Origin of the sequence: Bailinhaonella thermotolerans (genome assembly GCF_003594875.1) — a bacterium.
GTDB lineage: Bacteria > Actinomycetota > Actinomycetes > Streptosporangiales > Streptosporangiaceae > Bailinhaonella > Bailinhaonella thermotolerans.
Map to the genome: position 1 here is coordinate 1,021,184 of NZ_QZEY01000001.1, position 21,440 is coordinate 1,042,623.

Genomic DNA, 21,440 nt, shown 5'->3' on the forward strand with positions numbered 1-21,440 from the left:
ATGGCCTCTCCTTTCCCGCGCTCACCCATGGCCGTCCCCGATGATCTCGGCGATCTCGGAGTCCTCCGCGTCGCGGCCGAGGTACGCCTCGATCACCTGCGGGTCCCGCCGCACCTGCTCGGGGGGCCCGTCGGCGATCTCGCGGCCGAAGTTGAGCACGACCACGCGTTCGGACACCTCCATGACCAGGCCCATGTCGTGCTCGATGAGCGCGATGGAGATCCCGAGTTCCCGGATGCGCCGGATCAGGTCCGTCATCTCGGCCTTCTCCGAGTGGTTGAGCCCGGCGGCCGGCTCGTCGAGCAGCAGCAGCGACGGCCGGCGCGCCAGCGCCCGCGCGATCTCCACGCGCCGCTGCTCGCCGTACGGCAGGGCGCGGGCGGGGCCGGCGCGGTCGCCCCGCAGCCCGACGAAGTCGAGCCAGCGGTGCGCCTCGTCGGTCACCTCGTTCTCGGTACGGCGGAAGCGGGGCGTGTGCAGCAGGGCGTCGATCGCCCGCTGCCGGGACCACAGGTGGGTCCCGGCGCGCACGTTGTCCAGCACCGACAGCTCGCCGAACAGCCGCAGGTTCTGGAACGTGCGCGCCACGCCCATCGCCGCGATCTGCTCGGGCCGCCGCCCGGAGACGTCCTGGCCGTCCAGCAGGATCCGCCCGGCCGTGGGCCGGTAGAAGCCGGTGACGCAGTTGAACGCCGAGGTCTTGCCCGCGCCGTTCGGCCCGATCACCGACACGATCTCGTTCTCGCCGACCCCGAAGCTCAGGCCGTCGATCGCCAGCAGCCCGCCGAACGACAGACGCAGGTCCGCCACCTCAAGGTTCACGCGCGCACCTCCGGTCGCACGGCTCGGGCCGCGTCCTGCGGCGTCTCCCGGGAACGGGCCGGCCACAGCCCCTGCGGGCGGACCAGCATGACGAGGATGAGCAGCACGCCGAAGACGAAGTACTGCCAGTCCACCAGGTCGCGCAGGGCCTCGGGCAGCACGGCGAGCACGATCGCGCCCAGCACCACGCCGGGGTTGGAGCCCATGCCGCCGAGCACGACCGCCATCAGGATCAGCGCCGAGTCCAGGAACCGGAAGCTGCCCGGCGAGACCGCCGACAGGTGGGCGCCGAACAGCACCCCGGCGAGCCCGCCCCAGACCGCGCCCGCGATGTAGGCGGCGAGCTTGACCCGGTACGGCGAGACGCCCATGGCCGCCGCGGCGTCCTCGTCCTCGCGCACGAACCGCCAGGCCCGGCCGATCCGCGACCGGCCCAGCCGCGCGGCCCCGATCACGGCCAGGGCGACGATGACCACGGTGGCGTAGTAGAAGACCACCTTGTCCTCGCCGCCGAACAGGCCCGGGATCCCGTGGATGCCCGAGGGCCCGCCGGTGACGTCCAGGTTGTTGGCGGTGATGCGGATGATCTCGCCGAAGCCCAGCGTCACGATCGCCAGGTAGTCGCTGCGCAGCCGCAGCGTGGGCCCGCCGATCACGATCCCGGCGATCACGGTGGCGACCAGCACCACCGGCACGGTGGCCAGCAGCGGCCAGTCGAACCGGGTCGCGAGCACGCCGCTGGTGTAGGCGCCGACCGCGAAGAACGCGGCGTATCCCAGGTCGAGCAGGCCGCAGTACCCCACGACGATGTTCAGGCCGACCGCGAGCATCACCGAGATCGCCGTGGTCGTCATGAGGTTCAGCGCGTACGGCGTGGCGTTGACGAACGGGCCGAGCAGGGCGGCGAGCAGCAGCACCGGGCCGGGCCAGCGGCTGTCGAACAGGCCGCGGGCGAACCCGCTCACCCGGTCGAGGCCGCTCGCGCCGCCGGTCCCCGGGGCGCTCACACCCGCTCCGTCACGCGCTCGCCGAGCAGGCCCGTCGGCCGCACGGTCAGGAACAGGATCAGCACCCCGAAGGCGAACACGTCACGCCACTCCCCGCCGAGCCAGTACGTGCCGAACGACTCCAGCAGCCCCAGCAGCAGGCCGCCCAGCATCGTGCCGGGTATGTTGCCGATGCCGCCGATGACGGCCGCGGTGAACGCCTTGAGCCCGATCAGGAAGCCCATCAGGAAGTCGATCTTCCCGTAGTAGGCGCCGGCCATCACGCCGGCGGCGCCCGCGAGCGCCGAGCCGAGGAAGAAGGCGCGGGAGATCACCGCGTCCACGTCGATGCCCATCAGCCGCGCGGCGCGGGGGTCGAGCGCGATCGCGCGCATCGCCCGCCCCTCCCGGCTCCGGGTGACCAGCACGTTGAGCACGATCATCAGTGCCACCGCGATCAGCACCAGCACGAGCTGCTGCACGGTGACCCGGGCCCCGAGGAGGTCCAGCGTGGTGCCGCCCAGCCGCACCGGGTAGACCCGCGGGTCCGCCCCGGCGACCAGGTGCATGCCGTACTCCAGGGCGAACGAGGCGCCCACCGCCGTGATCAGCAGGGACAGCCTCGGGGCGCCGCGCAGCGGGCGGTAGGCCACGCGTTCCAGCGCGACGCCGGCCAGGCCGGTCGCGGCCATGGTGAGCACGAGCACGACCAGCAGCGGGAGCAGGGTCATCGACCCGAACACCCCGCCGGCCGCGCCGAGCATCGCGAACCCGGCGAACGCGCCGAGCATGTACAGGTCGCCGTGGGCGAAGTTGAGCAGCTTGATGATCCCGTAGACCATGCTGTAGCCGAGCGCCACGAGCGAGTAGAACGCGCCGACGAACAGCCCGTTCCAGATCAGTTGCGACATGGGGCGCTCAGGCCAGCGCGTCTTCCAGGGCGAACGCGCCGCCCTTGACCGACAGGATCTGGAAGCCGCCCTTGGTCAGGGTGTGCTCCGGGGTGAACTTCAGCGGCCCGGAGAACATCTGGAACCCGTCGATCGCCTCCAGGGCCGCGATCACCTTGGCCCCGTCCGTCCCGCCGGCCTTGCCGATCGCCTCGGCGGCCAGCCGTACGGCGTCGTAGGACTGGTTGGAGTAGGGGCCGGGGTCGGACCCGAACTTGGACTTGTAGGCGGTCTTCCAGGCGTCCGCGCCCTGCAGCGTGTCGGGCGTCTGGGTCATCGTGGCGTAGACGCCCTCGGCGTCCGCCTTCCCGGCGATCTCGATCAGCTTGGGCGAGACGGAGCCGTCCGCGACCATGATCGGGCCCTTGTACCCGGCCTGGCGGAACTGCCGGATGAGCAGGCCGCCCTCCTGGAAGTAGCCGGTCCAGTAGATGAAGTCGGGCTTCTTGGCCATCACGTTCGTGACGTTGGCGCCGTAGTCGCTCTCCTTGGCGGTGACCGCCTCCAGGATGGCCTGCTCGGGCCCGCCGGGCTCGGCGAGGTCCTTGCCGGTCTGGACGGCGATGTCCTTGGAGTAGCTGGTGTTGTCGTGCATCACCGCGACGTTCTTGGCGCCCTTCTTGGTCATGAACGCCACGGCCGCGTCGGTCTGCTGCGTGCCCGTGCCGTTGATCAGGAAGACGTGCTTCTGGCGCTGGTCCACGAGCTCCTGCGAGTTGGCCGCAGGGATGATCATGGGAACGTTCGCCTTGCCGAAGACCGGCAGCGTGGGCAGGGTCGCGCCGGAGCAGTAGCCCCCGACCGACACGTGCACGCCCGAGCTGACCAGCTTGTTCGCCGCCGCCGTGGCGGTCTTGGGGTCGCAGGCGTCGTCCTCCGGCCGGAGTTCGAGCTTGCGGCCCAGCACGCCGCCCTTGGCGTTGATCTCGTCCACCGCGAGTTGCGCGGCGTTGGTCATGTACGGCCCGATGGCCGCCTCGCCCCCCGAGCGCGGCACGAGCATGCCGAGCACGATGGGGGACGACTTGTCCTCGGCCTTCCCGCCCTTGTCGAGCAGGCCCTGGCCGCACCCGGACAGGGCGAGCCCGGCGGCCACCGTGAGGGCCGCCAGGGGGAGCAGGCGGCGTGGTCGCCGCCCGGGTCCGGTCACTGGACTCCTGTTGACGGGGTTCGCGTTCGCGGGGTTCGCGCTCGCGGGAAATTCGCTCATTCCCGACCCACCTTCTGACGCCGGTTCGTTCCGACGGATGATCTACAGCAGGAAGCCTGAGGGGAAGGGGTCCTCAGGGTCAAGGAGGTATTGGGCTGTTCCCGTCACCCAGGCACGTCCGGTAATATCCGGGACGACCGCGGAGAAATCTCCCACCGTCGTCTCCTCCAGGAGGCGGCCGGTGAACCGGGTTCCGAGGAACGACTCGTTCACGAAGTCCCGGTCGAGCGGCAGCTCACCCCGGGTGTGCAGTTGCGCCATCCGCGCGCTGGTGCCGGTGCCGCACGGGGACCGGTCGAACCAGCCCGGGTGGATCACCATCGCGTGCCGGGAGAGCTTGGCGTCCGATCCGGGCGCGACGAACTGGACGTGGTGGCAGCCCGAGATGCCCGGGTCGAGCGGGTGCACGGGACGGTCCGCCTCGTTCACCGCCGCCATGATCGCCAGCCCCGCCCGCAGGATGTCGTCCTTGCGGGACCTGTCGTACGGCAGGCCCACCGCCTCGATCGGCACGATCGCGTAGAAGTTGCCGCCGTAGGCCAGGTCGTAGGTCACCTCGCCGATCCCGGGCACCTCGACCCGGGCGTCCAGGGCGACCGTGAACGACGGCACGTTGCGGATCGTCACCGACCGCGCCGCCCCGCCGGAGACCTCCACGCGGGCCACGACCAGCCCGGCCGGGGTGTCCAGCCGGATCGTGGTCACCGGCTCGGTCACCGGCACCATGCCCGTCTCCACCAGGACGGTGGCCACCCCGATCGTGCCGTGGCCGCACATCGGCAGGCACCCGGACACCTCGACGTACAGCACGCCGTAGTCCGCGTCGGGCCGCGTGGGCGGCTGCAGGATCGCGCCGCTCATCGCCGCGTGGCCGCGCGGCTCGTACATCAGGAGCGTGCGCAGGTGGTCCATGTGGGCGATGAAGTGCTCACGCCGCTCGGCCATGGTCGCGCCGGGGATCACCCCCACCCCGCCGGTGATCACCCGGGTGGGCATGCCCTCGGTGTGGGAGTCCACGGCGTGGAAGACGTGCCTGCTCCGCATCGGCGGATCCTCTCCAATCTTCGTGCCCCGGCGCACCCGCCCGGGCCGTGGCCCGGGCCGGGCGCGCCGGCTGGTCGGTCTCTTCCGGGTACGCCTTCGGGCGCCTCAGCGCAACCCCTCCGCGAGCGCCTTCTCGGTGGCCGCGCGCACGGCGGCCTCCCGGTCGGCGTCCAGCGGCAGGCGCGGGGGACGGCACGGCCCGCCGTACCGTCCGGCGATGTCCATCGAGAGCTTGATGGCCTGCACGAACTCGGTCTTGGAGTCCCAGCGCAGCAGCGCGTGCAGCGACCGGTAGAGCGGCAGCGCCGCCGCGAGGTCGCCCTCGCTCGCCGCCCGGTAGAGGCGCACGCACGCCTCCGGGAGCGCGTTGGGGTAACCCGCGATCCAGCCGCGCGCCCCGGCCACGGCCAGCTCCAGCAGCACGTCGTCCGCCCCGGCCAGCAGGTCGAGGCCGGGGGCCAGCTCGGCGAGCTCGTAGGCCCGCCGCACGTCCCCGGAGAACTCCTTGACCGCGTGGATCAGCCCTTCGCCGTGCAGCCGCGCCAGCAGCGCCGGGGTCAGGTCCACGCGCGTGTCGTGCGGGTTGTTGTAGGCCACGATGGGCAGCCCGGCCTTGGCGACCTCGGCGTAGTGCGCGACCACCGCGCGCTCGTCGGCGCGGTACGCCGTGGGCGGCAGCAGCATCACGGCCGCCGCCCCCGCCTCGGCCGCCTGCTCGGTCCACCGCCGCGCCTCGGCCGCGCCGTACGCCGCCACGCCCGGCATCACCCGGTCACCGCCGATCGCCGCGACCGCCGTCTCCACGACCCTGGCCCGCTCCTCGGCCGTGAGGGTCTGGAACTCCCCCAGCGACCCGTTCGGCACCACTCCGTCGCACCCGCCGGCGACCAGCCACTCCACGTGCTCGCCGTACCGGTCGAAATCCACCGACAGGTCGTCCCGCAGCGGCAGCGCGGTCGCCACCATCACACCGCGCCACGGCCTCTCACGAACGCTCACAACAGCCTCCTAGGCGATCTCTGGACAATCTCCGGGCGCCCGGGACCCCTTCCGGGGCCGCCGCGCTCCCTGGTCTCTCACGCGCCCGCGCCGGGCCCCTCAGCCGTACGGCTCGCCGCCCGCTCCGCCCGGTCCGGGCCCGGCGCGGCGGACGCCCCGGCGGCCAGGTCGCCGAGCCGGATCGGGTGCGCGACGGGCCGCCCCGCCGGGGACGGGCCACCGGCCAGGCGGGCGACCGCGTATCCGCACATGCGGCCCTGGCACCAGCCCATCCCGGCGCGGCTGAGCAGCTTGGCCGAGCGGGCGTCCCCGGCGCCCAGCTCCACGGCCTCGCCGATCGCGGCGGCCGTGACCTCTTCGCACCGGCACACGACGGTGTCCGGCCGCAGCCCTTCGCGCCAGCCGTCCCGCACCGGGTAGGCGATCCGCAGCGCCGCCGCGAACCGGGCGAGCCGGGCGCGCCGCCGCAGGAACCGGTCCGGGATGTACGCGTGCGCCGCGCCCAGGCCCGCGATCTCGCCCTCGGTCATCGAGAGCCGCGCCCCGCCGATGCCGGTCACCTCGCCCGCCGCGAAGACCCCCGGCACGCTCGTGCGCATCCCGGCGTCCACGGCCACGACCTCGGCGCCGTCCGGGTCCGTCCGCGTCGCGCAGCCCAGCGCGAGCGCGAGTTCGGCCTGGGGCGTGAACCCGTGCCCGACCGCGAGCGTGGCGCAGGGCACCCGCCGCTCGGTCCCGGGCACGGCCCGCCAGTCCGCGTCCACCCGGGCGAGGGTCACCGCGCTCAGCTCGCCGTCCCCGTGCGCCGCGATCACCGCGGTCCTCCCCCGGTACGGCACGCCGCGCCGGGCCAGGGCGTACGCGTACCGCGCCGCCTCGGCGACCTTGGCCGGCGGGACCGCCGTCGCGTGCCGGGACAGGGCGTGCAGGGCGTTCGCCTCGAACACCCCGCGCACGTCAGCCCCCGCGGCGGCCAGCCCCGCGCCCACGGGCAGCAGGAACGGCCCGGTCCCGGCCACGATCACCGGCCCCGGCGGCACCACGAGCTGGCCCTTCAGCAGCGCCTGCGCCCCGCCCGCCGTCATCACGCCCGGCAGGTCCCAGCCGGGGAACGGCGCCACCCGCTCGTGCGCCCCGGACGCGATCACCAGCCGCCGCCCGGCGACGGTCACGCGCTCCCGCTCGCCCCGCAGGCAGTGCACGGCGAACCCGGCCTCCACCGCCCACACGCGGTGGCCGCCCAGCCACTCCACCCCGGCCAGCCCGGCCACCAGCCCCCGCCAGGCACCGGCGTCGTGGACGGCGGGGCCCGCGGCGCGCCCGGCGGCGCGCGCGAGCGCCGCGGCCGGGCGGCGGAAGTACTGCCCGCCCGGCGCGGGGCCCGCGTCCACGAGCGCCACGCGGGCGCCCCGGCGCGCGGCCGCCCCCGCCGCCGCCATCCCGGCGGGCCCGCCGCCGATCACCACGACGTCGAACTCCCGGGACGGCGGGTCATCGCGCATCGGGGCCTCCCTGGGCCGCGGTGGGGCGGGTAAGGACGTCGCCGGGGCGGGCCTCGGTCAGGCAGGCGCGCACCGGGGGCGCGCCCCCGACGGAGACGAGGCAGTCGAAGCAGGAGCCGATGCCGCAGAAGAGGCCGCGGGGCCGCCCGCCGCGCCGGGTGTCGCGCCAGGAGCGGATCCCGGCCGACAGCAGCGCGGCGGCCAGGCTCTGGCCGGGGAGGGCGCGGACGGGCCGCCCCTCGAAGGTGATCTCGAACGGCGTCACGCGGCCTCCTCGGCGAAGCGCTCGGGGCGGAACGGGGCGGGGTCGAGGCCGGTGCCCGGAACCGGGTCCCGGCCGGTGAGGAGGGCGGTCAGCAGATCCGCCGTGGCCGGGGCGAGCCCGATGCCGGCGCCCTCGTGGCCCGCGGCGTGCCAGAGGCCGGGGGCGCGCGGGTCGGGGCCGATGACGGGCAGGTGGTCCGGGCAGTACGGCCGGAAGCCCCGGTAGGCGCGGATCACCCGCGCGTCGGCCAGCGCGGGGAAGAGGGCGACGGCCTGGGCGGCGAGGCGTTCGAGGACGGCGACGGGCATGGACCGGTCGAAGCCCACGCGTTCCCGGCTCGCGCCGATCAGGACGGTGCCGGACGGGGTGCCCTCGACGACGGCCGAGGTCTCCAGGTCCGCCGAGTCGCTGGCCACGTCCGTGACGTACGCCGCGGTGTAGACCTTGTGCCGCACGAGCGGCGGCAGGGGCTCGGTCACCAGGACGAATCCGCGGCGGGGCAGCACCGGCAGGTCCACCCCGGCCAGCCGCGCGACGTCGCCGCTCCAGGTGCCGGCCGCGTTGACCACGGCGTCGGCGGCGATGTCCCCGCCCGGGGTGCGCACGCCCGCCACGCGGTCGCCGTGCCGGATCAGGCCGGTCACGGCCGTCCCGAAGCGCGTCGCGGCCCCCGACGCGCGCAGCAGCCGGGCCGCCGCCAGCATCGGGTGGACCTGCGCGTCGCCCGGGTAGAAGACGCCGCCCGCGTGCCCGTCCGACAGGTGCGGCTCGTACCCGCGCAGGTCCCCGGCGGGCACGACGTCCGCCTCGACTCCGGCCGCGCGCTGGCCCGCCGCGAACTCCTCGAGCGCCGCGCGGGCCCCGTCCTCCCCGGCCACGACCAGGCCGCCCTTGGGCTCGTACTCGAAGCCGCCGACCTCTTCCGCCAGTTCCCGCCACAGCCCGGCCGACCGCGCCGCGAGGTCCAGCTCCGGGCCCGGGCCCTTGTCGGAGACGAGGACGTTGCCCTCTCCGGCGCCGGTCGTGCCCGAGGCCACGGCACCCCGTTCCACCACGACCACGTCGATCCCGGCGCGCGTCAGGTAGTACGCGCACGCGGCCCCGACGATCCCGGCTCCGACCACGACGACTCTCACCGGTGCAATGTCACATATCAACCGTCTCGGGCGCAAGATCCACTTTGCCCGTCTCCGGGGCCCGCGCGCCAGACCCCGGTCGTACCTTGCCGGGCCCGGCGCCCGCGGGGCCAGGGGCCGGGGGGTGAGTGGTTCGTCACAGCCTGGGAGGGGATGTCCCTCGCCCGCCTTCCCGGGCGGGCACTCGGTGCACGGGTTGGGGGCGGGGGCGCGGCCCGCCGCCCCTACCATGAATGACGTGCCTGACTTCCTCCGCCGGTTCGTGACCGACCCCCTGACGCGCCTGCTGATGTCCGTCTGGCGACCGACGGACACCTCGATGCGGCGGTGGGCGCTCGCGTCGGTGATCGGCAACGCGGGCATCGTCGTGACCGGCGTGACCGTCCGGGTCACCAACTCGGGGCTGGGCTGTTCCCAGTGGCCCGAGTGCAACGGCGGCAGCCTGGTGCCGATCGCCCACCCCGAGCACTCGCCGCTCAACCAGGGCATCGAGTTCGGCAACCGGCTCCTCACCTTCGTCGTGCTCGCGCTGGGCGCGGCCTGCTTCGTCGCCGCGCTGCGCCTGGTCCCGCGCCGGCGCGCGCTGCTGCGGATCGCGGCCGTCCAGCCGGGATGGGTGATCGTCCAGGCCGTCTGGGGCGGCCTGCTGGTGCTGTCCGACCTGCACCCGGCCATGAACGCCGGGCACTTCCTGCTGTCGAGCGGGCTGCTGGCCGCCGCGGTCGCGCTGTACATGCGCAGCATGGAGGGCGACGGGCCGCCGCGCCGCATCGTGCACCGCGACATCCGCAACCTGGCCTTCGTCCTGGTCGGCGCGGTGTTCGTGCTGCTCGCCGCGGGCACCGTGGTCACCGGGTCCGGCCCGCACGGGGGCGACGACAAGGCCCCCCGGTTCGCCTTCAGCATCGAGGACGTGGCCCGGATCCACGCCGACCTCGCCTACCTGGTGGTCGGCCTGACGTTCGCCCTGCTGTTCGCCCTGCACGTCACCGACGCCCCCGGCCGGGCCCGCCGGGCCGCGCTGGTGCTGCTCGCGGTGGAGCTGGCCCAGGGCGTGATCGGATACGCCCAGTACTTCCTGGCGATCCCCCCGCTACTGGTGGCGCTGCACGCGCTCGGCTCCACGCTGGTCTGGATCGCCGCCCTGCGCGTCGTCTTCCTCCTCCGCCGCCGCTCCCCCCTCCAGCCCCCGGCCCCGGCCGCCGAGCTCGTGACCGGCCCGTCCGGGACGGCCCCCGCCCCCGAGGTCACGGTGATCGCCTCGGCCACGGACCGGGCGGGCGCGAACGGCACCGCCGAGTACGCCCGCGGCGACCTGCCCACCCCCTGACACCCGGCTCCGCCGCGCGCGCCGCGCCCGCCGTACCGGCGCCCCGCGGGAACGAGCGCGCCCCGCGGGGCGGGACGGTGAACAAAGCGGGCACTCGCGTCGTCTGAGCCTGTGACGTATCCGGTGTCCCAGGAAGGCGGCGATGGCGTGCGGGATGGCCGAGGCACGGCGGGCGGGCCCGATCGACGGCGGCTGCGGCGGGCCTACCAGGTGTGCGTGCTGGTGAGCGTGCTCGCCGTGGCCCCGATGACGTGGGCGTGGCTGGCGAGCGAGCCGTACCGGATGCCCGCCGGGTCCGCGCCGGAGACGCCCGTGGCGCTGGTGCTGGGGGCGGGGGTCGCAGGCGGGCGGCCGACCGGGATGCTGGCGCTTCGGCTCGACGTGGCCGCCGACCTGTACGCCCGGGGGCGGGTCAGGGCGCTGCTGCTGTCGGGGGACAACGGGCGCGCCGGCTACGACGAGCCCACGGTGATGCGGGACTACCTGGTCGCCAAGGGGGTGCCGGGGAACCGGATCGTCCGCGACTACGCCGGGTTCGACACCTGGGACTCCTGCGTGCGCGCCCGACGGGTGTTCGGGGCGTCCCGGCTCACCGTGGTGACCCAGGGGTTCCACCTGCCGCGCGCCGTCACGCTGTGCCGCCTGGCCGGCCTCACGGCGTACGGTGTGGCCGACGACCGGTCGGCGCGGCTGTGGCCGGAGAAGACCTGGGTGTACGCGGCGCGGGAGTTCTTCGCGACGGGCAAGGCGTTCCTGGACGCGGTCGTGCTGCGCTCGGAGCCGAGGTTCCTGGGCCCGCGCGAACCCGGCCTGGCCGACGCCCTCCGCGCCGGCTGAGGCCCCGCGCACGGCCGCACGACCCTCGGGCACGGCCGGCGGAGGCCCGGAGGTACGGCCACGAGGCCCGAGGTGCGGGGTGACGGGCCCGGAGGTGCGGCCGCAGGACCCTTCGGCACGGCGCGGGCGCGCGAGGTGCGGCCGTGGGGTCCCCGGGGCGGGTCAGAAGCCGGCGCCGCCCTTGGCGGGGCGGGGGAAGGCGCGGCGGGCCAGGTCCATCAGGTGCAGCAGGGCGTGCTGCCTGCGGGTGAAGGCCTCCCCGTCGATGATCTGGCGTTCGAGGCGCTGGTGCAGCAGCACGAGCTCGGTGGCCGCGAACTGGTAGTCGCTCATCGCGCGGGCCGCGTTCGCGCCGCCGTTCACGCGCGCCCAGTGGCGGGCCTGGCGGCGGTTGCGCATCGAGGACAGCATGCCCAGGTCCACCTCGCTCACCAGCCCGGTCTCGCGGTATCCGGGCAGGTAGGCCAGGATCAGGTGCACCACGCGCCGGCGTTCGGCCACGACCACCCAGATGAGCGCGCCCAGGATCAGCGCCAGCACCAGGTAGGCGAACGCGAGCCCGACGATGCCGAGGTAGCTGGCCATGCCGTTCCACAGCCCGTGCAGGAACATGGCCGCGGCCAGGCCCGCCAGGATGATCGGGGCGCGGCCGGTGCGGCGCTGCGCGGCGTAGGCGACGGCGATGCCGGTCATCGAGGTGAACAGCGGATGGGCCAGCGGCGAGATCACCCCGCGCAGGATCACCGTCGCGGCCAGCTCCCCCGCGCCGCCGTCCACGATGGCCTTGACGTAGTAGCTGACGTTCTCGCTCATGGCGAAGCCGAGGCCGACCATGCTCGCGTAGATGATGCCGTCGGTGGGCCCGTCGAGCTCCTGGCGGCGGAACCGCAGCAGGCCCAGCAGCACCAGGCCCTTCAGCGTCTCCTCCACCAGCGGCGCGCCGAGCGTGGCGCCGATGTTCTGGGCGCCGGCGATGTCCAGGTGCTCCACCCGGGTCAGGTAGAGCACCCCCAGGGAGTTGAGCAGGCCCGCGAACAGCACCGCGACCCCCGCGCCCCAGGCGAACGCGAAGACCAGGTCCCGGCGCGGCTCGGGCTCCAGCCGGTCCAGCGCCAGCACCCCCGCGAGCAGCACCGGCACCGGGGCCAGGGCGAGCACGAGCGCCAGGGCGAAGGTGCCCACCCCGCCCCGCACCACGACGAACCCGAACGAGGTGAGGAGGCACACCCCGGCGGCCACGAGGCCGACGATCAGTCCCCTGGACGGGCGCCCGGGCAGATCGCCCTGGAGCACCCAGCGCGGGTCATGACTCGACATGTGCGTGAGCGTAACTGATCGGGAACGCGCTGTCCCGCCCCCGCTTACGGCTGCAGGAGAGCGTCGACGGCGACCGTCAGGAACAGCAGCGCGAGGTAGGCGTTCGACCAGTGGAAGAACCGCATCGGGCGCAGCGCCACGCCGCTCTTGCCCGCGCGCACGCGCGCGAGCAGCATGTAGACCTCGAACAGGCAGACCGCGCCGAGCACGACCGCCACGATCGGGTAGAGCAAGGTCGTCCCGGCCACCGGCCACAGCAGCAGCGAGCAGAGCACGGTGGCCCAGGTGTAGGCGATGCTCTCCAGCACGACCCGGCGCTCGGTGGCCACCACCGGCAGCATCGGCACCTTGGCCGCCGCGTAGTCCTCGCGGTAGCGCATGGCCAGGGTCCAGGTGTGCGGCGGCGTCCAGAAGAACACCACGCCGAACAGCACGACCGGGGCCCAGTCCAGCCGCCCGGTGATGCCCGCCCAGCCGATCAGGACCGGCATGCAGCCCGCGATGCCGCCCCAGACGGTGTTCTGGGTGGTGCGCCGCTTGAGCACCAGGGAGTACACCAGGACGTAGAACAGGATCGCGCCCAGCGACATGCCCGCCGCGAACCAGTTCACCGACAGGCCGAAGCCGACGGTGGACAGCGCGGCCAGGATGACGCCGAACACCAGCGCGGCGCGCGGCGTGACCTGGGCGCGGGCCAGCGGCCTGCGCCGGGTGCGCCGCATCTCGGCGTCGATGTCCCGGTCGATGTAGCAGTTCAGGACGTTCGCGCCGGCGGCCGACAGGGTGCCGAACACGAGCGTGGCCAGCGCCGGCCACAGCTCGGGCAGGCCGCGCGCCGCCAGGAACATGACGGGCAGCGTCGTGATGAGCAGCAGCTCGATGATCCGCGGCTTGGTGAGCGCGACGTATGCACGCACGACGTCCCCGAACGACCGGTGCGCGGCGACGCCGGCCGTACCGAGCGGGGGCGCGGGTGTCTTGTTGGTCAGCACCGACAAGGTGCGTCCAGCGGGTGCGGGGTCAACGCTCAACCTCTGAGAGACGGATCCGTGAATATGAACATAGGGACTTCAGCCCGGGGAATCACTGTAGTCGGCCTGGTCGGCGGATCCCGCATCGGGGCTCCTCGGCGCGCCAGCGGCGTGGTCACGACACACGCCGCCGGACGCGGCGGAAGGGCCCCGGCGTCGCGGTGACGCCGGGCGCGGCGGCGCGGTGACGTGCCGCCGCGATGATCCGCAGGACCCGTTAGGGTTCTGAGGTGCCGGGGACGATGCAATAGGCCCCGGCCAGGGGGGATTGGACCGGCACGCCCGGGGCCGGGCGGTGTGGGCCGAGGAACCGAACTTTTCAGATGCGGAGATAGAGCAGTTGAGCAGCGATATCGTGCCAAGCCTTGAATGGAGCGATCTGGACCGGCGCGCCGTCGACGTCGTCCGGGCGCTCGCCATGGACGCCGTCGAGAAGGCGGGATCGGGTCACCCGGGCACGGCGATGAGCCTCGCCCCCGCGGCGTACCTGTTGTTCCAGCGGATGATGCGCCACGACCCGTCCGACTCCACGTGGGCCGGCCGGGACCGGTTCGTGCTCTCCGCCGGCCACTCCAGCCTCACGTTGTACATCCAGCTCTACCTCTCCGGGTACGGGCTCTCGCTCGACGACCTCAAGGCCCTGCGGCAGTGGGGCAGCCTCACGCCGGGGCACCCCGAGCACGGCCACACCAACGGCGTGGAGACGACCACCGGCCCGCTGGGGCAGGGCATCGGCAACGCGGTCGGCATGGCGATGGCCGCCCGCCGCGAGCGGGGCCTGTTCGACCCCGACGCCGCGCCCGGCGAGAGCGTCTTCGACCACACCATCTGGTGCATCGCCTCCGACGGCGACATCGAGGAGGGCATCAGCCACGAGGTCAGCGCGATCGCGGGCCACCAGAAGCTGGGCAACCTCGTCGTCATCTACGACGACAACAACATCTCCATCGAGGACGACACCAACATCGCCCTCTCGGAGGACGTCGCCAAGCGCTACGAGGCGTACGGCTGGCACGTGCAGACCGTGGACTGGAAGTCCGGCGGGGAGTACAACGAGGACGTGCCGGCGCTCTACGCCGCGCTCCGCGAGGCCAAGGCCCAGACCGACAGGCCGTCCCTCATCCGCCTGCGCACCATCATCGGCTGGCCCGCCCCGAACAAGCAGAACACCGGCAAGATCCACGGGTCGGCCCTGGGCGCCGACGAGGTCGCGGCCACCAAGCGGATCATGGGCATGGACCCGGAGCAGACGTTCGACGTGCCCGAGGCCGTCCTCATGCACGCCCGCGAGGTCGTGGCCCGCGGCCGCGCGGCCCGCGCCGAGTGGGACCGCGCGTTCGAGGCGTGGCGCGAGGCCGACCCGCAGCGGGCGGCCGAGTTCGACCGCATCTCCGCGCGCCGCCTGCCGGCCGGCTGGACCGAGAAGCTCCCGGTCTTCCCCGCGGGCAAGGACGTCGCGACCCGCAAGGCCTCCGGCGAGGTGCTGTCGGCCATCGCCGACGTGCTCCCCGAGCTGTGGGGCGGCTCGGCCGACCTGGCCGAGAGCAACAACACCACGATGAAGGGCGAGCCGTCCTTCATCCCCGAGGAGTACCAGACCAAGGAGTGGCCGGGTAACCCGTACGGCCGGACGCTGCACTTCGGCATCCGCGAGCACGGCATGGGCTCGATCCTCAACGGCATCGCCCTGCACGGCGGCACCCGCCCCTACGGCGGCACGTTCCTGGTCTTCAGCGACTACATGCGCCCGTCGGTGCGCCTGGCCGCGCTCATGAAGCTGCCGGTGACCTACGTCTGGACGCACGACTCGATCGGCCTGGGCGAGGACGGCCCGACGCACCAGCCCGTCGAGCACCTGTGGGCGCTGCGCGCCATCCCGGGCCTGGACGTCGTACGGCCGGCCGACGCCAACGAGACGGCGGTGGCCTGGCGCACGATCCTGGAGCACACCGACCGCCCGGCCGGACTGTGCCTGACCCGGCAGAACCTGCCGACCTACGACCGCACCACGATGGGCTCGGCCGAGGGCGTGGCCCGCGGCGGCTACATCCTCGCCGACGCCTCCGGCGGCCAGCCGACGGTCGTCATCATCGCGACCGGCAGCGAGGTGGACCTGGCCGTCCAGGCCCGCGAGACGCTGGAGGCCGAGGGCATCGCCACCCGCGTCGTGTCCATGCCGTGTGTCGAGTGGTTCCGCGAGCAGGACCTCGCCTACCAGCAGAGCGTGCTGCCGCCGAACGTCCACGCGCGCGTTTCCGTCGAAGCGGGAATCGCGCTGGGCTGGCGGGAGTTCGTGGGAGACAAGGGCGAGAGCCTGAGCCTGGAGCACTTCGGGGCGTCCGCGCCGTACAAGACCCTGTACGAGCAGTTCGGCTTCACTCCGGACCGGGTGGTCGCCGCCGCCAAGGCCAGCCTGGCCAAGGCGGGCGCCGACAAGGGCCACACGACCGGCAACTGAACACGAGGATTCCGATCATGAGTGAGATCTTGAAGCGGCTCTCAGACGAGGGCGTGGCCATCTGGCTGGACGACCTCAGCCGCGACCGCATCCGCACCGGCAACCTGGCCGAGCTCGTCCGCGACAAGCACGTCGTCGGCGTCACGACCAACCCGACGATCTTCGCCACGGCCCTGAGCAAGGGCACCGCCTACGACGAGCAGATCAAGCGCCTGTCCGGCGAGGGCGTCACCGTCGACGAGGCGATCCTGTCGATCACCACCGACGACGTGCGCGACGCCTGCGACGTGATGCGCCCGGCCTTCGACGCCTCCGGCGGGCGCGACGGCCGCGTGTCCATCGAGGTGGACCCGCGCCTGGCCCGCGACACCCAGAAGACGATCGACGAGGCCCGCACGCTGTGGGACCTGGTGGGCCGCGAGAACCTCTTCATCAAGATCCCGGCGACCCTGGAGGGCCTGCCCGCGATCACCGCGGTGCTCGCCCAGGGCATCAGCGTCAACGTCACGCTGATCTTCTCGCTGGAGCGCTACGGCGCCGTGATCGACGCCTACTTCGCGGGCCTGGAGCAGGCCAAGGCCAACGGCCACGACCTGTCCAAGATCCAGTCGGTGGCGTCGTTCTTCGTCAGCCGCGTGGACACCGAGGTGGACAAGCGCCTTTCGGCCATCGGCGGCCACGACGACCTGCGCGGCAAGGCGGCCCTCGCCAACGCGCGCCTGGCCTACGAGCTCTACGAGCAGAAGTTCGCCGGCGAGCGCTGGGAGGCGCTCCAGGCCGCCGGGGCCAACCCGCAGCGGCCGCTGTGGGCCTCCACCGGCGTCAAGGACCCCTCCCTCCCCGACACGCTCTACGTGGACGAGCTGGTCGTCGAGGGCGTCGTCAACACGATGCCCGAGAAGACCCTCAACGCCGTCGCCGACCACGGCAAGATCACCGGCGACACCGTCCACGGCACCTACGACGAGGCCCGGGCCCTGCTGGGCGCGCTCGCCGGGATCGGCGTGGAGTACGACGACGTCGTGCGCGTCCTGGAGGACGAGGGCGTGGACAAGTTCGAGGCGTCGTGGAAGGAACTCCTCGACACCGTGACCAAGCAACTGGAAATCCACCACCCGTAGCCCGGGGGACGCGGGGAAGGAGTTCGAGGAGATGGGGACCGTCAACGGTGGCGGTGTGACCGTCGCGATCAACGACGACGGGATCGCCCGGGGCCAGTCACAGGCCCTGGAGCGACTGGAGAACGAGGGGGTGGCGCCCGCCCTGGCGGCGGGTGACGCCACCCTGTGGGGGCCGGACGCGCAGGCCGAGGCGTCGATCCGCCTGGGCTGGCTCGACCTGCCCGAGACCTCGCGGGCGCTGCTGCCGCGGCTGGCCGAGCTGCGCGAGAAGATGGCCGGGCTCGACCACGTCGTGCTGGCCGGCATGGGCGGCTCGTCGCTGGCGCCCGAGGTCATCACCGCGACGGCCGGGGTCGAGCTGACCGTGCTCGACACCACCGACCCCGGCCAGGTGCGCCGCGCCGTCAACGACCGCCTCGACCGCACGGTCGTGGTCGTGGCCAGCAAGAGCGGCGGCACGATCGAGACCGACAGCCACCGCCGGGTCTACGAGGAGGCGTTCCGCGAGGCCGGGATCGACCCGCGCGAGCGCATCGTCATCGTCACCGACCCGGGCTCGCCGCTGCACAAGGCGGGCGAGGAGGCCGGGTACGAGGTCGTGCTGGCCGACCCCAACGTGGGCGGCCGCTACAGCGCGCTGACCGCTTTCGGCCTGGTGCCGAGCGCGCTGGCCGGGGTGGACGTCGAGGCGCTGCTGGACCAGGGCCGGGAGGTCCGCTCCACGCTCGCGCTCGGGCAGGGCAACCCGGCCCTGGCGCTGGGCGCGGCGATCGGCGCCGCCGCCCTCGCCGGGCGTGACAAGCTCGTGCTGGCCGACTCCGGTGACCACGCCATCAAGGGCCTGGGCGACTGGATCGAGCAGCTCGTGGCCGAGTCGACCGGCAAGGACGGCAAGGGCGTGCTGCCGGTCGTGGTCGAGAGCCCGACGATGATCGCCGACGTCCCGAACGCCTTCCCCGTGACGATCGGGGCGAGCGAGCACTCCAGCGTCGAGGGCCCGCTCGGCGGCCAGTTCCTCGTCTGGGAGTACGCCACGGCGGTCGCGGGCCGGCTGCTCGGCATCGACCCGTTCAACCAGCCCAACGTCACCGAGTCCAAGGACAACACGGCGGCGATCCTGGCCGAGGGCCTGCCCCGGCCCTCCGCGGTCCTCGTGGACGGGCCGGTCGAGGTCTACGGCGAGATCCCGGCCGACGTCAAGGACCTGGCCGGGCTGTTCCACTGGCTGACCGGCAGCATCCCGGACCACGGCTACCTCGCCGTCATGGCCTACCTCGACCGGATCGCCGAGTCGCGGCTGGCCGACATCCGGGGCGTGCTCTCCGGGCGGGCGCGGCAGGCCGTGACCTTCGGATGGGGGCCGCGCTTCCTGCACTCCACCGGCCAGTACCACAAGGGCGGCCCGCAGAACGGCGTGTTCCTCCAGATCACCGGCGAGACCGCGCACGACCTGCCGGTGCCCGGCAAGCCGTACACGCTCGGCACGCTCCAGATGGCGCAGGCGCTGGGCGACCTGGGCGCGCTCCGCAAGCGCTCGCGGCCCGCCGTACGGCTGCACCTGACCGACCGGGAGGAAGGGATCGGCTACCTCCTCGCGTCGGCGGGAGCGTCGTGACCGGCGCGCCGGCGGCTCCGGCCGGCAGCGCGGACGAGAAGTCGAGGGGGATGGGGGCGTCGTGACCGATCCGGTCCCGGTGAAGGTGAGCGACCTGGTCGCCGAGGGGGTGGCCGCGGGGCCCGAGCCCTGGGTCAACCCGCTGCGCGACCCGCGCGACAAGCGGCTGCCGCGGGTGGCCGGGCCGTGCGTGCTCGTGCTGTTCGGGGTGACCGGGGACCTGGCCAAGCGCAAGCTGCTGCCGGCGATCTACGACCTGGCGAACCGGGGGCTCCTGCCCCCGGGCTTCTCCCTGGTCGGCTTCGCCCGGCGCGACTGGGAGGACCAGGACTTCGCGCAGCTCACCCATGACGCGGTGAAGGAGCACGCGCGCACGCCGTTCCGGGAGGAGGTGTGGAAGCAGCTCCGTGAGGGGATGGTGTTCGTCCCCGGCGAGTTCAACGACGACGGCGCGTTCGACGCGCTGGCGATGGCGCTCGCCGAGATCGACGAGACCCGCGGCACGGGCGGCAACTACGCCTTCTACCTGTCGGTGCCGCCGAAGTTCTTCCCGCTGGTGGTCCAGCAGCTCAAGCGCACCAAGCTCGCCGACGCGCCCGAGGGGTCGTGGCGGCGGGTGGTGATCGAGAAGCCGTTCGGGCACGACCTGGAGTCCGCCCGTGAGCTGAACGCGATCACGAACGCGGTGTTCCCCGAGAGCAGCGTCTTCCGCATCGACCACTACCTCGGCAAGGAGACCGTCCAGAACATCCTGGCGCTCCGCTTCGCCAACACGATGTGGGAACCGCTGTGGAACCGGCAGTTCGTCGACCACGTGCAGATCACGATGGCCGAGGACATCGGCATCGGCGGCCGGGCCGGGTACTACGACGGCATCGGCGCGGCCCGCGACGTCATCCAGAACCACCTGCTCCAGCTCCTGGCGCTCGTGGCCATGGAGGACCCGGTGTCCTTCGACGCCGAGTCGCTGCGGCGCGAGAAGGAGAAGGTGCTGCGCGCCGTCAAGCTGCCCGACGACCTGGAGCTCGGCACCGCCCGGGGCCAGTACGTCGCCGGCTGGCAGGGCGGCGTGAAGGTGAAGGGGTACAAGGAGGAGGACGCCATCCCGGCCGACTCCCGCACCGACACCTACGCGGCGATGAAGCTGGAGGTGGCCAACCGGCGCTGGGCGGGCGTGCCGTTCTACCTGCGCGCCGGCAAGCGCCTGGGCCGCCGCGTCACCGAGGTGGCGCTGATCTTCCAGCGGGCGCCGCACCTGCCGTTCTCCGAGACCCAGACCGAGATCCTCGGGCAGAACGCCCTGGTCATCCGCGTCCAGCCGGACGAGGGCGTGACCGTGCGCTTCGGCTCGAAGGTCCCGGGCACGGCGATGGAGGTCAGGGACGTGCTGATGGACTTCGCCTACGGCGAGTCCTTCATCGAGTCCTCCCCCGAGGCGTACGAACGGCTGCTGCTGGACGTGCTCATCGGCGACCCGCCGCTGTTCCCGCACCAGCGGGAGGTCGAGCTGTCCTGGGAGATCCTGGACCCGATCGAGCGCCACTGGGCCGAGCACGGCGCGCCCGAGGACTACCCGGCGGGCTCGTGGGGCCCGCCCTCCGCCGACGAGCTGATGGCCCGTGACGGGCGCGCCTGGAGACGGCTATGACCCAGTTCACGCTGACCGACACGACCTCCTCGGCCATCGTCGGCACCCTGACCGAGCTGCGCCACCGCATGGGCGCGCCGGCGCTCGGCATGGTGCTGACGCTGGTCGTGGTGACCGAGGAGCGCGACCACTACGACGCCATGCGCGCGGCCGTGGAGGCCGGGCGCGAGCACCCCAGCCGCATCGTGGTGGTGATCCCCCGCGGCGCCGAGGAGGAGGAGACCCGCCTCGACGCCGAGGTGCGGGTCAGCGAGTCCACGCCCGGCGAGGTCGTGCTGCTGCGGCTGTACGGCGAGCTCATCGAGCACCAGGACTCGGTGGTGAGCCCGCTGGTGCTGCCCGACACGCCCGTGGTGGTGTGGTGGGCGAGCGAGGCGCCGCCCGTCCCCGCCGAGGACCCGGTGGGCCGGCTGGCCCAGCGCCGGATCACCGACATCGTCGCCGGGCACTTCCGGCCCGGCCCGACCGAGACGCTGCGCATGCTGGCGTCGCGGGCGAACGGGTACCGCCCCGGCGACGGCGACCTGGCCTGGACCCGCCTCACCAACTGGCGCACGATGATCGGTTCGGCGTTCGACACGCCGGTGCCCCCGGTGCAGCGCGGCGTGGTCGAGGCCAAGCCCGGCAACCCGAGCGCGGAACTGCTGGCGGCGTGGCTGTCGCAGCGGCTCGGCGCGGACGTGCGGGTGCTGCCGTCGCAGGGCCCGGGGATCACCGGGGTGCGGCTGGAGGCGGCGGGCGAGGAGGTCGCGATCACGCGGGTGGACTCCCGCATGGCCCAGCTCTCCCGCACCGGCCAGCCGGACCGGCGCGTGGCGCTGGCGCGGCGGGCCACCTCGGAGCTGCTCAAGGAGGAACTGCGCCACCTGGACCCGGACGAGGTCTACGAGGAGACCCTCCGGCACGTGGCGGCCGAGGCCCGCACCCGGGACGCCTTCCTGTAGGCGCCCGGGACACCGGCTCACGGGGAAGGGCGGACGGCTCGCGGCGCGTCCGCCCTTCCTTCCTGTTCCGGGGTACGGCGGGGCGGCGGGCTCAGGCCGTACGGGACGCCAGCGGTCGGCCCGGGGCGAACGGGACGCCGGGCGGGGCCGGGGCGGCGGGGTGGCGCCGCTCGTGCGCGGACGCGGGCTCCGCGATCGCGTCCGGGAAGGGGCGGTACGGCGGGG

18 protein-coding genes are annotated in these 21,440 nt (G+C 73.5%); 7 read left to right on the forward strand and 11 right to left on the reverse strand.

Annotation, left to right across the window (positions count from 1 at the left end; all coding sequences use genetic code 11):
• Window positions 1-21 precede the first annotated feature (21 nt).
• The 9 genes from D5H75_RS04980 to D5H75_RS05020 all read right to left on the reverse strand — a co-directional run bounded on the left by D5H75_RS04980 (window position 22) and on the right by D5H75_RS05020 (window position 8,914).
• On the reverse strand, window positions 22-822 hold the full coding sequence (locus D5H75_RS04980; RefSeq protein WP_119925080.1) for an ABC transporter ATP-binding protein: 801 nt from the start codon (window positions 820-822) through the stop codon (window positions 22-24).
• Entirely contained in the window at window positions 819-1,829 is a 1,011-nt protein-coding gene (locus tag D5H75_RS04985) for a branched-chain amino acid ABC transporter permease (protein WP_119925081.1), read from the reverse strand. Before D5H75_RS04985 ends, D5H75_RS04980 begins: the two co-directional genes overlap by 4 nt.
• Window positions 1,826-2,719 carry a branched-chain amino acid ABC transporter permease gene (locus D5H75_RS04990; protein ID WP_119925082.1) on the reverse strand — a complete coding sequence of 298 codons (894 nt, stop codon included), beginning with the start codon at window positions 2,717-2,719 and terminating at the stop codon, window positions 1,826-1,828. Before D5H75_RS04990 ends, D5H75_RS04985 begins: the two co-directional genes overlap by 4 nt.
• A gap of 7 nt (window positions 2,720-2,726) precedes the next feature.
• Entirely contained in the window at window positions 2,727-3,968 is a 1,242-nt protein-coding gene (locus D5H75_RS04995; protein WP_119925083.1) for a branched-chain amino acid ABC transporter substrate-binding protein, read from the reverse strand.
• Window positions 3,969-4,010: 42 nt separating this feature from the next.
• Window positions 4,011-5,012 carry a proline racemase family protein gene (locus D5H75_RS05000; protein ID WP_119925084.1) on the reverse strand — a complete coding sequence of 334 codons (1,002 nt, stop codon included), beginning with the start codon at window positions 5,010-5,012 and terminating at the stop codon, window positions 4,011-4,013.
• Window positions 5,013-5,117: 105 nt separating this feature from the next.
• Complete coding sequence (locus D5H75_RS05005) at window positions 5,118-6,011, reverse strand: dihydrodipicolinate synthase family protein (protein WP_242453976.1); 894 nt, start codon at window positions 6,009-6,011, stop codon at window positions 5,118-5,120.
• Between the two features lie 77 nt (window positions 6,012-6,088).
• The gene (locus D5H75_RS05010; protein WP_119925086.1) at window positions 6,089-7,513 is read right to left on the reverse strand and encodes an NAD(P)/FAD-dependent oxidoreductase; all 1,425 of its coding nucleotides are present in this window, start codon (window positions 7,511-7,513) and stop codon (window positions 6,089-6,091) included.
• A complete protein-coding gene (locus tag D5H75_RS05015; protein ID WP_119925087.1) occupies window positions 7,503-7,778 on the reverse strand; it encodes a (2Fe-2S)-binding protein in 276 nt (91 codons plus the stop codon). Before D5H75_RS05015 ends, D5H75_RS05010 begins: the two co-directional genes overlap by 11 nt.
• A complete protein-coding gene (locus tag D5H75_RS05020) occupies window positions 7,775-8,914 on the reverse strand; it encodes an NAD(P)/FAD-dependent oxidoreductase (protein ID WP_242453977.1) in 1,140 nt (379 codons plus the stop codon). The genes D5H75_RS05015 and D5H75_RS05020 overlap by 4 nt, the downstream gene beginning before the upstream one ends.
• Window positions 8,915-9,152: 238 nt before the next feature.
• On the opposite strand from D5H75_RS05020, the gene D5H75_RS05025 reads away from it, so the two are divergent.
• Both D5H75_RS05025 and D5H75_RS05030 read left to right on the forward strand, forming a co-directional pair.
• Window positions 9,153-10,244, forward strand: coding sequence for a COX15/CtaA family protein (locus tag D5H75_RS05025; protein WP_422673220.1), 1,092 nt, complete (start codon window positions 9,153-9,155; stop codon window positions 10,242-10,244).
• Window positions 10,245-10,391: 147 nt separating this feature from the next.
• Window positions 10,392-11,081 (forward strand): SanA/YdcF family protein, encoded by a 690-nt coding sequence (locus D5H75_RS05030; protein WP_242453978.1) that lies wholly within the window; start codon window positions 10,392-10,394, stop codon window positions 11,079-11,081.
• Between the two features lie 162 nt (window positions 11,082-11,243).
• Here the strand turns inward: D5H75_RS05030 and D5H75_RS05035 are convergent, their stop codons facing one another.
• Together D5H75_RS05035 and D5H75_RS05040 are read right to left on the reverse strand one after the other, a co-directional pair.
• Window positions 11,244-12,398, reverse strand: a complete 1,155-nt coding sequence (locus tag D5H75_RS05035) for a PrsW family intramembrane metalloprotease (RefSeq protein ID WP_119925090.1) — start codon at window positions 12,396-12,398, stop codon at window positions 11,244-11,246.
• A 44-nt stretch (window positions 12,399-12,442) separates the two neighbouring features.
• On the reverse strand, window positions 12,443-13,396 hold the full coding sequence (locus D5H75_RS05040) for a heme o synthase (RefSeq protein ID WP_202637808.1): 954 nt from the start codon (window positions 13,394-13,396) through the stop codon (window positions 12,443-12,445).
• A gap of 451 nt (window positions 13,397-13,847) precedes the next feature.
• On the opposite strand from D5H75_RS05040, the gene tkt reads away from it, so the two are divergent.
• From tkt to D5H75_RS05065, 5 genes are all read left to right on the forward strand, one after another.
• Window positions 13,848-15,887, forward strand: a complete 2,040-nt coding sequence (gene tkt / locus D5H75_RS05045; RefSeq protein ID WP_242453997.1) for a transketolase — start codon at window positions 13,848-13,850, stop codon at window positions 15,885-15,887.
• Between the two features lie 17 nt (window positions 15,888-15,904).
• Window positions 15,905-17,008 carry a transaldolase gene (tal, locus tag D5H75_RS05050; RefSeq protein WP_119925093.1) on the forward strand — a complete coding sequence of 368 codons (1,104 nt, stop codon included), beginning with the start codon at window positions 15,905-15,907 and terminating at the stop codon, window positions 17,006-17,008.
• Between the two features lie 31 nt (window positions 17,009-17,039).
• The gene (locus D5H75_RS05055; protein WP_119925094.1) at window positions 17,040-18,623 is read left to right on the forward strand and encodes a glucose-6-phosphate isomerase; all 1,584 of its coding nucleotides are present in this window, start codon (window positions 17,040-17,042) and stop codon (window positions 18,621-18,623) included.
• Between the two features lie 109 nt (window positions 18,624-18,732).
• Complete coding sequence (gene zwf / locus D5H75_RS05060; protein WP_202637855.1) at window positions 18,733-20,271, forward strand: glucose-6-phosphate dehydrogenase; 1,539 nt, start codon at window positions 18,733-18,735, stop codon at window positions 20,269-20,271.
• Window positions 20,268-21,215: a glucose-6-phosphate dehydrogenase assembly protein OpcA gene (locus D5H75_RS05065; RefSeq protein ID WP_119925095.1), complete on the forward strand. Its 948-nt coding sequence runs from the start codon at window positions 20,268-20,270 to the stop codon at window positions 21,213-21,215. The genes zwf and D5H75_RS05065 overlap by 4 nt, the downstream gene beginning before the upstream one ends.
• Window positions 21,216-21,440: the final 225 nt, after the last annotated feature.